Annotated in this window: 16 protein-coding genes; 11 read left to right on the plus strand and 5 right to left on the minus strand. The window is 58.0% G+C overall.

What is annotated here, in order from left to right; translation table 11 throughout:
- The 9 genes from secY to rplQ form a co-directional block, all read left to right on the plus strand.
- The coding region (gene secY, locus K1Y02_21755; GenBank protein ID MBX7259003.1) for a preprotein translocase subunit SecY at positions 1–1,163 on the plus strand (1,163 nt) is incomplete at its 5' end.
- Between the two features lie 47 nt (positions 1,164–1,210).
- Positions 1,211–1,888, plus strand: coding sequence for an adenylate kinase (locus K1Y02_21760; GenBank protein MBX7259004.1), 678 nt, complete (start codon positions 1,211–1,213; stop codon positions 1,886–1,888).
- Positions 1,885–2,688 carry a type I methionyl aminopeptidase gene (gene map, locus K1Y02_21765; protein MBX7259005.1) on the plus strand — a complete coding sequence of 268 codons (804 nt, stop codon included), beginning with the start codon at positions 1,885–1,887 and terminating at the stop codon, positions 2,686–2,688. Before K1Y02_21760 ends, map begins: the two co-directional genes overlap by 4 nt.
- Positions 2,689–2,704: 16 nt before the next feature.
- Positions 2,705–2,923 (plus strand): translation initiation factor IF-1, encoded by a 219-nt coding sequence (infA, locus tag K1Y02_21770; protein ID MBX7259006.1) that lies wholly within the window; start codon positions 2,705–2,707, stop codon positions 2,921–2,923.
- Between the two features lie 86 nt (positions 2,924–3,009).
- Positions 3,010–3,123: a 50S ribosomal protein L36 gene (gene rpmJ, locus K1Y02_21775; protein ID MBX7259007.1), complete on the plus strand. Its 114-nt coding sequence runs from the start codon at positions 3,010–3,012 to the stop codon at positions 3,121–3,123.
- Between the two features lie 27 nt (positions 3,124–3,150).
- Complete coding sequence (gene rpsM / locus K1Y02_21780) at positions 3,151–3,516, plus strand: 30S ribosomal protein S13 (protein ID MBX7259008.1); 366 nt, start codon at positions 3,151–3,153, stop codon at positions 3,514–3,516.
- A gap of 74 nt (positions 3,517–3,590) precedes the next feature.
- A complete protein-coding gene (gene rpsK / locus K1Y02_21785; protein ID MBX7259009.1) occupies positions 3,591–3,989 on the plus strand; it encodes a 30S ribosomal protein S11 in 399 nt (132 codons plus the stop codon).
- 91 nt (positions 3,990–4,080) lie between these two features.
- Complete coding sequence (locus K1Y02_21790; protein MBX7259010.1) at positions 4,081–5,103, plus strand: DNA-directed RNA polymerase subunit alpha; 1,023 nt, start codon at positions 4,081–4,083, stop codon at positions 5,101–5,103.
- 32 nt (positions 5,104–5,135) lie between these two features.
- Positions 5,136–5,510, plus strand: coding sequence for a 50S ribosomal protein L17 (gene rplQ / locus K1Y02_21795; GenBank protein MBX7259011.1), 375 nt, complete (start codon positions 5,136–5,138; stop codon positions 5,508–5,510).
- A 93-nt stretch (positions 5,511–5,603) separates the two neighbouring features.
- On the opposite strand, the gene K1Y02_21800 is transcribed toward rplQ, so the two are convergent.
- Complete coding sequence (locus tag K1Y02_21800) at positions 5,604–6,572, minus strand: Gfo/Idh/MocA family oxidoreductase (protein MBX7259012.1); 969 nt, start codon at positions 6,570–6,572, stop codon at positions 5,604–5,606.
- A 484-nt stretch (positions 6,573–7,056) separates the two neighbouring features.
- Positions 7,057–7,287, minus strand: a complete 231-nt coding sequence (locus K1Y02_21805) for a hypothetical protein (protein ID MBX7259013.1) — start codon at positions 7,285–7,287, stop codon at positions 7,057–7,059.
- Between the two features lie 251 nt (positions 7,288–7,538).
- Here K1Y02_21805 and K1Y02_21810 point away from each other — a divergent pair, with 251 nt between their 5' ends.
- Positions 7,539–7,697, plus strand: coding sequence for a hypothetical protein (locus tag K1Y02_21810; GenBank protein ID MBX7259014.1), 159 nt, complete (start codon positions 7,539–7,541; stop codon positions 7,695–7,697).
- A gap of 371 nt (positions 7,698–8,068) precedes the next feature.
- On the plus strand, positions 8,069–8,932 hold the full coding sequence (locus K1Y02_21815) for a polyprenyl synthetase family protein (GenBank protein ID MBX7259015.1): 864 nt from the start codon (positions 8,069–8,071) through the stop codon (positions 8,930–8,932).
- Here K1Y02_21815 and K1Y02_21820 read toward each other — a convergent pair.
- The 3 genes from K1Y02_21820 to K1Y02_21830 form a co-directional block, all read right to left on the minus strand.
- Positions 8,910–9,569 carry an HAD hydrolase-like protein gene (locus tag K1Y02_21820; protein MBX7259016.1) on the minus strand — a complete coding sequence of 220 codons (660 nt, stop codon included), beginning with the start codon at positions 9,567–9,569 and terminating at the stop codon, positions 8,910–8,912. The two genes, K1Y02_21815 and K1Y02_21820, sit on opposite strands and share 23 nt — an antisense overlap.
- Positions 9,570–9,587: 18 nt before the next feature.
- Positions 9,588–10,808: an MFS transporter gene (locus K1Y02_21825; protein ID MBX7259017.1), complete on the minus strand. Its 1,221-nt coding sequence runs from the start codon at positions 10,806–10,808 to the stop codon at positions 9,588–9,590.
- A 3-nt stretch (positions 10,809–10,811) separates the two neighbouring features.
- On the minus strand, positions 10,812–11,092 hold a 281-nt coding region (locus K1Y02_21830; protein MBX7259018.1), incomplete at its 5' end, for a hypothetical protein.

Consider the following 11,092-nt stretch of genomic DNA (forward strand, 5'->3'; position numbering starts at 1 on the left):
GATTCTACGACATGTTCACGGGCGGCGCCTTCGAACGGGCGACGATTTTTGCCCTCGGCATCATGCCGTATATCAGCGCGTCCATTATTATCCAGCTTCTGGTCGTCGTAGTGCCTGCTCTGGAGAAGCTTCAGAAGGAAGGCGCGGAAGGCCAAAAGAAGATTACGGAATACACCCGATACGGAACGATTGGACTGTGCATTATTCAGAGTGTAGCCATGGCGGCGTTCCTGGCGGGTATGAATTCTCCGGGATCAACACCGATCGTTACGAACTCCAATTGGTGGTTCTACGTGATGTGCGTCCTGACGTTTACGACCGGCACCGCCTTCATTATGTGGGTGGGCGAGCAAATCAGCGAGCACGGAATCGGTAACGGTATTTCGATGATCATCTTCACGAGTATCGTGGCCGACATGCCGAACGCGACTCGCTCGGTGGTCGAACTCATCAAGTCACAGCAGCTTGGTCTTATCCAAGTGGGCATCCTGATGGTCCTGATCATTGCGATTATCGCAGGCGTCATCGTGGTCACGACCGGGGTGCGCCGCGTTCCGGTGCAGTACCCGAGGCAGATGAAAGGACGCCGGATGACAACGGGCGGACGGAACTACCTGCCGCTTCGCGTCAACCAGGCCGGCGTTATTCCGATCATCTTTGCCAGTTCGCTGCTCATGCTGCCGGGTATGCTTGCGCAAGTCATCCAGAATCCAACGTTTGAGTCAGTGTATATAACCTACTTCCGCGACAACCGGTACGTCTACGACGGAATGTATGCGGGGTTGATCATCTTCTTCTCCTTCTTCTACACGGCGATCACGTTCAATCCGATCGAGATGGCCGAGAACATGAAGAAGTACGGCGGCGTCATCATGGGTGTGCGCCCCGGCAAAGCGACCGCGGAATACTTGAATCGCGTGATGACGCGCATTACACTAGTAGGTTCGCTGTTTCTTGCCGCAGTGGCATTGCTGCCGGAGATTTTCTACGGATACGTGCATGCGATTCCGCCGGTTGTGGCGCGGTTCTTTGGAGGAACGAGTTTGCTGATTTTGGTCGGTGTGGCGTTGGACACGGTCCGACAGATTGAGACGCACCTGACCATGCGTAATTACGATGGATTCGTGAAGGGGCGCCGCGTTCGGTCCCGTCGCATGTCGTGACGCCGTACGCGCAAGCGCCGGCAACAGCAGGTAAATGAGGCGTGGGATTGCGAATCGTGCTATTGGGTGCGCCTGGGGCCGGAAAAGGCACACAGGCCCAGCGTATCGCAGCGGCGCGGAAGATGCCTCACGTTTCGACCGGAGATATCTTTCGGGATCATCTCCAGCGGAAGACGGATCTCGCGCGCGAGATTGAGCCCTACATGGAGTCGGGTTCGCTCGTACCGGATGAGTTGACCTGTGCGATAGTTGCACAGAGGCTCTGCGAACCGGATTGCCGCGGAGGGTATGTTTTGGATGGGTTTCCGCGCTCGCTAAGGCAGGCGGAGACCCTTGAGAGACTCCTCGGTGAGCGAACCGAGAAGCTGGACGTGGCACTTGATATTCAGGTGTCCGACCACGAGATAGTTGAACGGCTGACCGCGCGCCGGGTATGCCCGGAGTGCGGCGCTATCTATAACTTGAAGTACGACCCGCCGCGAAACGGCGACACTCGGTGCAGCAAGAACGGTTGCACCGGTACGCTGATGCGGCGGCCGGACGATACGGCGGAGACTATCCGTCAGCGGCTTCTCATCTATCATGAGACGACGGAGCCAATACGGATGTTTTACGACGAACGCGGCTTGTTGCGTACGGTTGTCTCGGACAACCTGACCCCCGAGGCCGTGTTCGTGAAATTTGAAGAAATTCTGTGCGCCATGGAGGCGGCCGGAAAGGCATGATTCCAATTCGCACGGAACAGGAGATCGACATTCTCCGCGAGGCGAACCAAATCGTCGCGGAAGTGCTTGTCCAGCTCACTCAGAAGGTTGAGCCGGGCATCACGACCGAGGAATTGGACGCCGATGGAGAACGGTTGATTCGCGGCTTCGGCGGAGTCCCCTCATTTCTGGGGTACCAAGCCTACCCGAAGAGCACCTGTATTTCCGTGGACGAGGTGATTGTGCACGGCATTCCCGGAAAGCGAAAGCTTCGAGAAGGCGAAATCGTCAGCATAGACGTGGGTGTCTTCTATCGAGGTTACCACGGCGATGCGGCCATCACCGTACCCTGTGGGAAGGTCGATAGCCAGCGCCGTCGCCTGATGGAAGTGACCGACTTGTCGTTGGCACGGGCCATTGAAGCGGCAAGCGCCGGAAACTATCTGGAAGCCATCGGCCGAGCGGTCGAAGGCACCTGCAAACCGGCAGGATTCAAGGTGGTGCGGTCGTTCGTTGGGCATGGAATAGGAACCTCCATGCACGAGGAACCGCAGATCCCGAACTTTGTGACGGGCAAGCGGGGGCCTCAGCTCAAACCCGGCATGGTGCTGGCGATTGAACCCATGGTGAACATGGGCAAAGCCGAAGCAAGACTTTTGCGCGACGGGTGGACGGCGGTCACGGCCGACGGAAAGCCGAGCGCGCATTTTGAGCATAGCATTGTGGTGCGTGAGGGCGCGGCCGAAGTGTTGTCCGCGACGCCTAAGCTTGTATGGGGCCAACGGCGTGCTCCAGCAGGCGCAACCGAAACGCATGAGTGAGAATATACGTTAGTTTATGGACAAAGAAGCAGCCATCGAGGTCGAAGGGACGGTTGTAGAGCCGTTGCCAAATGCCATGTTCCGTGTGGAGCTCAAGAACGGGCATAAGGTACTGGCTCACATTTCGGGAAAGATGCGGATGAACTTTATCCGAATCTTGCCGGGAGACCGCGTGAAGCTTGAAATGTCGCCCTATGATTTGACGCGCGGGCGGATCACGTACCGATACAAGTAGTCGATACGAAGCGGTCCGGGTCAAGAGTCACAGGAGCAAGGTAGCGGGAGAAACGGCCGGCGAAAGTGCGGCCTCCGGAGTGTAGCATGAAGGTCAGAGCGTCGATTAAGAAGATTTGCGAGAAGTGCAAAATCATCCGCCGGCACGGCCGTGTCCGGGTGATTTGTGAAAACCCGCGTCACAAGCAGCGCCAGGGCTAAGGCCCCTTCGCAGGAGAACCAACTCGAATGGCACGCATAGTCGGTATAGACCTCCCCCGAGAGAAACGGGTAGAGGTAGGCATTCAATACATCTACGGCATTGGCCCCGCGCGGGCGAAGGCCGTGCTAAAAGAGACAGGTGTGAACCCGAACACGCGGGTGCGCGATCTCACCGACGAAGAGGTGAGCAAGATCACGACGACGATCACCGCGAAGTACGCTGTGGAAGGCGACCTGCGGCGCGAAGTTCACTCGAACATCAAGCGCCTCATGGATATCAGCAGCTACCGCGGTCAGCGTCACAAGCGCGGTTTGCCCGTACGTGGACAACGGACCCATACCAACGCCCGTACCCGCAAGGGGCCGCGCGGCGCAACCATCAAGAAAAAGTAACACCGGGTCGGCAAAGGACTCATACAGCTATCAGGCAGTCTGAAACCGGCGCCTGAACCAGGAGGTTGGCAGCATTGGCTAAGGAAAAGAGGAAGGCGAAGGGCAAGAAGCGGCGCACAACATTAAATGTGACGTCGGGAGTTGCCCATATTCAGGCCACGTTCAACAACACCATCGTGTCGATCACGGACAGCCACGGCAACGTGATCGCGTGGTCCAGCGCGGGCCAAGTGGGATTCTCCGGATCGCGCAAGAGCACGGCGTTCGCCGCTCAGGTCGCCGCCGAAGCGGCTGCCCAGAAGGCAAAGGAAGTCGGGCTGCGCGAAGTGCGCGTGCACGTGAATGGCCCGGGAGCCGGCCGCGAATCGGCCATCCGCGCCATTCAATCCACGGGATTGGACATTACGCTGATTCGCGATGTGACGCCGATCCCGCACAATGGATGCCGGCCTCCGAAACGGCGCCGCGTGTAAGGGGCGATTACAGTTTCTCGAACTCACCGTCCATGAATTAGGGGACAGGAAACGTACCAAAGAGGCCCCACCTCCGGGAGACGAACGGAAGATGATAGCGAAAGAGTTTCTCATACCGAAGTACCTTAAGGTCGACGAAGGGGCGACGGGACAGTACGCGCGGTTCATAGTTGAACCGTTTGAGCGAGGCTATGGCACAACCATCGGCAATTCGCTTCGCCGTGTGCTTTTGGCGTCGCTGGAAGGCTCCGCGGTGACCGCCATCAAGATTGAAGGCGCGCACCACGAGTTTTCGGGATTGCCGGGCGTCAAAGAAGACGTGACGGACATCGTTTTGAATTTCAAACGATGCGAAATCCGCCTCAACCGCGAAGACCCGCTGATCTTCACCTTTAAGCACAAAGGTCAGGGTGAAGTCACGGTGGGCGAAGTCTTCAAAGACCAGGATGTCGAGGTTTTCAATCCCGACATGGTCATTTGCCATTGCACGGCGTCGTCCGCGACACTGGAAATGCAAATCAAGGTTGCGCGCGGCCGTGGTTACGTGACCGCCGACAACTTCGAGTTGGAGCATGCGCCCATCGGGACGATTTACCTGGATGCGAACTTCTCGCCCGTCACGCGCGTGAATTTCCAGGTGGAAGACGCCCGCGTCGGTCAGCACACAGACTATGACCGGCTCATCCTGGATATCTGGACCGACGGTTCCATCACGCCGGACAAGGCGTTGGAAGAAGCGGCCGCCCTACTGGTCGAGCACCTCAAGATCTTCGTTCAGCAGCACCGCGAAGACGACGAAGGCTCGGGCGGAGTGAGCATGGAAGATCCGGAGATGGTCCGCAAGCTGGCGCGCTCCGTTGACGAGTTGGAATTGAGTGTGCGTTCGGCGAACTGCCTGAAGGCCGCAAACATCAAGACGATCGGCGAATTGGTGGGACGTACGGAAGCCGAGATGCTCCAGTTCCACAACTTCGGAAAGAAGTCGCTGGATGAGATCAAAGAACTGCTGACGACGATGGGTCTGTCGCTTGGAATGGCCGTGGGTGTTCCGGTAGGCGCGCCCAGCGACGAAGAAGCCATTGAGATCGAGCAGGAAGACGAAGAAGACGAGTAACCCCGCATTCGGGTTTGAGGGAATCGCTAGCTATGAGACATAGAAACGAAGGCCGCCGCCTCGGCCGGACCACGTCGCACCGGAAGGCAACCATGAAGAGCTTGGCCTTGGCGCTGTTTAAGAACAACGCCATCGAAACCACGGTGGCCAAGTCCAAAGAACTCCGCAAGTTCGCCGAGCCGTTGATTACGCTTGCGCGCCAAGACACCGTTGCCAATCGCCGCTTGGCGTTTGCCGCCCTGCGCGACGAAGACGTCGTGTCGAAGCTGTTCAAGGAAATCGCCCCGGCCTATGCCCAGCGCCCCGGCGGCTACACCCGCATACTCAAGCTTGGGAATCGCCTCGGCGACGCCGCCCCAATGGCCCGCATCGAATTGGTCGGGCTTGGCGAGTACAAACCCGAATAAGAACGGATCACGAACAACGAACCGGCCTTGGGTCAACGATCCAAGGCCGGTTCTTCTATTGTGACTCGTTGTGTGCGCACCAGGCTTTGTGCCTCAGTATCCCCGCACGGCCTGCATAATCTTCACGTTCTCAACACCGTCGATACCGGTAGCGGGGAACTCGCATTCGCCGCGCGTCGCCCGCGTGAAACACTCCACCTGGTTTCGGTACGGGTTGACGTTCGGCGAACCGGATACATGAGGCTGCGCCCCAATCCGTCCGCGCGTCACCAGTCCGCCGTGGCCAAAGAACGCGTTTTCGCAGACGAAGAATCCCTCCGTGCAGTAGACTTCGAAACGCGCCAGGCCAGGAGCGCCGGTCGACGCGTCGGCAACCGCGGCAACGCCTTCCTTGAAGCGAAGGGTGAGAACGGCGTGGTCCTCAGTCTCAAAACCAAACCTGCGGTTGGTCAACATGCCGTGGACGCTCTCCACATCGCCCAAGAACCATCGGCACAGGTCGATAAGGTGGGTCGCGATATCTCCCAGGGCCCATCCACCTGAAGTGGCCCGCTTCTGCCGCCACTCCGCGGGAGGTGACGGATATGCAAAATACAACTGAGCCCGCGCGAACACGGGCTTACCCAACGCGCCCGACTTGAACTCTTGCCGGAGCTCTTGAAGCAAGCCATGGTGACGCAGGTGATAACCAATCCCCAGAAGACGATTGGCGGACTGCGATGCCTTGATCATCGCCTCGCACTCGGCAGGTGTAATCGCCATCGGCTTCTCGCACAACACATGCTTGCCCGCTTTGAGTGCGGCAATCGTCTGTGGCGCGTGAAGATGATTCGCGCTCGCTATCCACACTGCTTCAACGGAATCGTCGCGAAGAAATGCATCAAGATCGCAATAGCCTTTGGCGACTTCATGCTTCTCGCAAAATGCATCCGCCTTCTCTTGGGTACTGCTTAACACGGCGCGCAACGTGGAACCGTCCGCGCCGGCGATCGCCGGACCGAAAGTGGTATCAGCCCATCCAGTCGAACCAATAACTCCCCAACCGACTTCTTGCTTACCCATGGTGCGTGTCCCGCCTTTCCAGGTCGAACTTCCATGTATCCCGCTTCTACTCTACCCCGCAACGCGCACTTCAGGCAACCGTAGAAATCGATTCGAGAATCCAACCACACCTTGAAGAAGGTAGTGACAGTCAATACGTCACATCGATAACAGGCCGATAAATACAGGGCGAAATGAGATCAAAAGCAATCGCGCAAGCGCAGAGAAAATATGTCCGCGCTAAATGCGCGCGCGTCCGGATCTTCGACGGTGAGCGCGCGTAAGACGCTTCAACCGGTGAAGAAACGCCTCCGCGAATGACGTAAATGCCTCCGATGAGCGGAAAAGTTTTTCTTGTTCTTCGCAGAAAATACTTGCTATTTTCTTCGTTGTTTGCTAAACACTTATATAGAGAGTCGACCGAAAAAGAAAAAAGAGAAGCTCTCGCAGACAAATTGAAGGCGGTGTACGAAGGCAGACGACGACGATCGCAACGCACTCGACACTAAAAATTGAATCGCGAAGCGGAAGAAATCAAGGCATTCGATGCACGAAGTTTCATGCGCAACAACGTTGCGCGTCGTGCAAGAAACGCCGCGAAGATCTCGAACAGAGACTTCGCCGCTGACGACAGCGCCAGGGGTGGCGCTTTCCCATGGCAACGATCGGGGACGAGAATCTCGCAACGAATCAACGCCATATCGACGACGTGGGGCACTTCACGTAGGGTATCCAAACACAACCACGCGATTCGTATGCGTCACCCGACCAACATTCATTATGTCATCTCCAGCGTGCAACCCCGCGCCTACGCCAATTGCGGGCGCGGTTTTCATACACTACAGTTGAACCACTCCGGGATGTGACCGGTGGTTAATGCTCCGTGGCTATGGAGCATGGCGTCGGATCGGTGTTGGTCACCCGTGGTGACCGGAACACACCACCGCCGCCGAGTGGTGAAAGCCAGTTCAAAAGGAGGCACTAGGAATGGCACTCGCGAAGAAAGCAGCCCCGAAGAAGAAGGCAGCCCCGAAGAAGAAAGCAGCCCCGAAGAAGAAGGTAGCTGCGAAGAAGCCGGCTGCGAAGAAAAAGGCTGCCCCGAAGAAGAAAGCCGTCGCGAAGAAGTCCGCAGCGAAGAAGAAGTAACTGCTGCAGAGTACGGGCTGAGGGGCACTTTCCCGAAGCCGCCTCGCAGTGGTCCTTGTTCTGCACCTGAACGCAGGACCACCCAGAAAGCGGCAAAGGCCGAAAGAGCCCACTCAGCCACCCACAATCACTGTTGGTTGATCGCACGTTAGGCCGTTCGAGGGATTTACTCCCTCAACCCTGACGTGCCTTTTTCTTTGTCCCGTCCGCGGTGCTTTTGAACAATTTCAGACCCACTTCATGCACTGTGCGGACTACACGCCGGCTTGTGCGCCCTGGAGAAACGCTCTACAATCCCCCCGCAACAGTTCCGCTCGTCCGGCATTACGCACCCAGAGCAGGGACACCATACCCGCAGCCATGGAGAAGTCATGACAGTCACCGAGTTTCTTGAACAGAAGGGCGAGCGCACCGAACGCGCGTTGCGCGCTTACTTCGATACCATCAGCGGCGGGCCAAAGACGCTGCGCGAAGCGATGGAGTACAGCCTGTTCGCCGGGGGGAAACGTTTGCGCCCCGCATTGGCCCTTGGCGCGGCCGAGCTGATCTGCGGAGAAGACACCCGCGCAATCCCGGCCGCCTGCGCCCTTGAGATGATTCATACTTACTCGCTCATGCACGACGATCTGCCGTGCATGGACAACGACGATCTCCGTCGCGGCAAACCCACCGCTCACCGGGCATTCGGCGAAGCCATGGCTATTCTCGCGGGCGATACGCTGCTGACGCTGGCGTTTGACGTCGCCGCTCAGGCGGACGACATTCGCATCATTCGGGAGATTGCGCGCGCATCCGGCGCGGACGGCATGGCGGGCGGGCAAGTGATTGACCTCGAAAGCGAAGATAAGCAACTCACGCTGGCGGAACTGCGGCACCTGCACGAGCGCAAGACGGGTGCGCTCATTCGCGCATCGGTTCGTTGCGGGGCCATGCTGGGCGGAGCAAGCGAAGCGCAACTGCGCAACCTCACCGCCTACGGCGAACACATCGGACTTGCCTTCCAGATTGCCGACGACATCCTTGACGTTGTGGGAGAACAAGAACTCATCGGAAAGCCCGTCGGCAGCGACGCCGCGAACAACAAGTCCACGTACATCAGCGTACTTGGACTGGAGCGGGCGCGTGAGTTGGGAAGTGACGCCGTCAATTCCGCCGTCGCGTCACTCGAAACGTTCGGCCCTGAAGCGGAAATCTTCCGGGAACTGGCGCGCTTTATTGTCGAGCGCGAGAGCTGACCAAGCGTTCGATTGCTGACGGAATCTCGATGACCTCTTGCACGAACGCATCCGCGTCGCGCAATTCCTCTCGCGAGCCGAATCCATACAACGATGCCACCGCAAAAGCTCCGTGGGCGTGCGCACTGTCCACGTCGTCCGAGCGATCGCCAATCACGATGACCGGGCGAACCGGAACGCGATCGAGGATTGCGGCCACAATTTCCGTCTTGTCCCTGAATTGAGTTCCCCGGCATAGCGGCAGGTCGATGTACGGGCGCAATCCCTGCGTGTCCACGACGGTGTCGAAATAGTCCTGCGGCGCATTGGAGGAAGTCGCCAGAAAGAAACCTTGCGCGCGAAGCGTGTTCAAAACTTCCGGGACACCCGGGTATAGCTTTCCATCCGATGCGATAAACTCCAACTCATACCGGTCAGTGTCGGCGATGATGCGACGTACGAGGTCAGGCGGGCACAACGAAGCCAACCATGCGTGGTAGGCCTCGACGGGCTTGCCGTACCAAGTAGAGATTGTCTCTACGCAGGGAGGCACAAGACCGTTCTCTCGGAAACTCTTCTGTATGGCGGGAGCGGTCACAAGACCGGCCTGGAAAAGCGTTCCGTCTACATCAAAGATGATTGTCCCTCGTCGATTCACGTCGTTCCTCGCTGTCAATTACGCTGGGGCGCTCTTTGCCGGTTCGTCGCGGAAACGGAGCAACAGAGCCGTAAGCACGACCGCCGCAATCACCGTGGGGATGAGCCACATGATACGGAAATTGATGAGCGTCGTCCCTGGAATGGTCAGCAACTGCGCGGATTTCCCGGCGAGTAGGCTGCCCGACAAGCTGCCGAATCCGCTTACGACCATGTTGAACAAGAGCTGAGCGCCGGCGCGCTGCTCCTTTGTGCAATGCGTATCGAGATAGATGAACGCCACCACGAAGAAGAACGCGTAGGTCAGTCCGTGCAGGCACAGCCCCGCCACGACCAGCATCGACGGGCTGCCAATCGAGAATGCAACGAACCGGACCCCCTGCATGGCGAGACCCAGCGCCATGGTTCGTTTCATGCCCACGCGCAACAGGATACGTCCCAGCGAGCCCATCACGACGATTTCCGAGATCTGTCCCAATGTCAGCAGGGGCATAATCTGGGCGTCGGTATAACCGCACTGACTCAAGTACGGGCTGATCCACTGCATGTAATACTGGTTGAGAACGCTTCCGAAGAATGCCAACCCGCACAGTAACCCGACACCCGGTTTGGCGAACACGGAAAACGCTCCACGTGTCGAAGCGGTCCTGGCAGCTTGACTGGTTTTCCCATGGGACCTTGGCAGTGTCATCGCATACACGCAGAGGATCAAGGACATGAACCCCGAAAGCAGCAGCGCATCCGGGAGGCGGCTTGTAGCCGGTTCCGTGCCTCCGCCGCGCAGCCATAGAAAGCCGAAAGCGAAACCAACTGCCACCCACCCGATGGTCCCCCACAATCGAATAGACCCAAAATCACGTTTCGCGTCCGTGGCGTGGTGCAGGGCAATCGTGTTGGTCATTGCGAACGTAGGCGATTGAATCAGCGAATACAGAAGGAACACCGCCAGAAAAGACGGGTAGGAATGCTGGCGCGACAACCACAGCATCACACCGCCGCCGAGCAGGTGGCAGAGTCCCAACAGGCGCTCTGCGCTGATCCAGCGGTCTGCGACCTGTGCCACGAAGAAGGGCGCTATGAAGGCTGCGGTCGCGGGCATTGCCAACACCTTCCCCACTTCCATCGGCTCGAAATGAAGGTAGTTCTTCAGGTAGTGCCCGAGAATGGGCATGGTTGCGCCCATCGTGAAGTACTGAAGAAACATCATGACCGCAAGACGCAAACGGATAGATCGGGTCACCGGCTACTCCTTGCGGCGCGCGACTACAAAAAAGCAGTCGCCAAGGCGTGGATTCATGTGAAACGCGACTTCACGCAATAGCTTCTTCAGCGGATTAACCGGCGGGACATGCATGCAGAACGCCCGATCGACGATGTCGAACGAACCGGCCAGCGCCTCTTCAACCTCTTCCGGCGTGTAGAAGACTGAGCAGTACACCATCAGGCTCTTGTTCTCGACGGCGTTGTAGCGATTGAACCATCTAAACGGATTGTGACCCGACAACGCGTCCAAGCGACGGCCCA

The organism is Candidatus Hydrogenedentota bacterium (genome assembly GCA_019695095.1).
Classification (GTDB): Bacteria; Hydrogenedentota; Hydrogenedentia; order Hydrogenedentales; family SLHB01; genus JAIBAQ01.

Coding starts and splice junctions, on each gene's coding strand:
- K1Y02_21815 (MBX7259015.1), top strand. CDS start 8,069: ATGACAGTCACCGAGTTTCTTGAACAGAAGGGCGAGCGCACCGAACGC.
- map (MBX7259005.1), top strand. CDS start 1,885: ATGATTCCAATTCGCACGGAACAGGAGATCGACATTCTCCGCGAGGCG.
- rplQ (MBX7259011.1), top strand. CDS start 5,136: ATGAGACATAGAAACGAAGGCCGCCGCCTCGGCCGGACCACGTCGCAC.
- rpsM (MBX7259008.1), top strand. CDS start 3,151: ATGGCACGCATAGTCGGTATAGACCTCCCCCGAGAGAAACGGGTAGAG.
- K1Y02_21800 (MBX7259012.1), bottom strand. CDS start 6,572: ATGGGTAAGCAAGAAGTCGGTTGGGGAGTTATTGGTTCGACTGGATGG.
- rpmJ (MBX7259007.1), top strand. CDS start 3,010: ATGAAGGTCAGAGCGTCGATTAAGAAGATTTGCGAGAAGTGCAAAATC.
- K1Y02_21790 (MBX7259010.1), top strand. CDS start 4,081: ATGATAGCGAAAGAGTTTCTCATACCGAAGTACCTTAAGGTCGACGAA.
- infA (MBX7259006.1), top strand. CDS start 2,705: ATGGACAAAGAAGCAGCCATCGAGGTCGAAGGGACGGTTGTAGAGCCG.
- K1Y02_21810 (MBX7259014.1), top strand. CDS start 7,539: ATGGCACTCGCGAAGAAAGCAGCCCCGAAGAAGAAGGCAGCCCCGAAG.